The organism is Clavibacter lycopersici (assembly GCF_003576405.1).
GTDB classification, from domain to species: Bacteria; Actinomycetota; Actinomycetes; order Actinomycetales; family Microbacteriaceae; genus Clavibacter; species Clavibacter lycopersici.
Genome location: NZ_QWGT01000612.1, coordinates 1 through 277, shown reverse-complemented (window position 1 = coordinate 277; position 277 = coordinate 1). Strand labels below are relative to the sequence as shown.

Below are 277 nucleotides of genomic sequence, written 5' to 3'. Positions count from 1 at the left end.
GGCGATGGCCGCGTCCACCTCCGCGTACATCGGCGCCACGTCGTCGCGGGCGAGGCGCTTGGCGGTGGCGGGGTTCATGCCGGTCATAGCGGGGGTCTCCTCCGTCGCCCGGGAGGGGTGGCGGGCGACATCCGACTCTACGCCCGGGCGGATCCACGACCGGTGGGCGGCCGGATCCGCGGGGCTCAATGCACGTGCTCCAGCAGGTCGAGGCCGACCACGCCCAGGGCGTCGCGGACGGCGAGGCGGGCGCGGAGGTCGGCGTCGTCGAAGTGCG

General features: G+C 75.5%; 1 pseudogene. It reads right to left on the bottom strand.

Annotated features, from left to right (window positions below):
* A pseudogene (locus DZG00_RS17420) lies at window positions 1–189 on the bottom strand (hypothetical protein); the annotation flags it as partial.
* Between the last annotated feature and the right edge of the window lie 88 nt (window positions 190–277).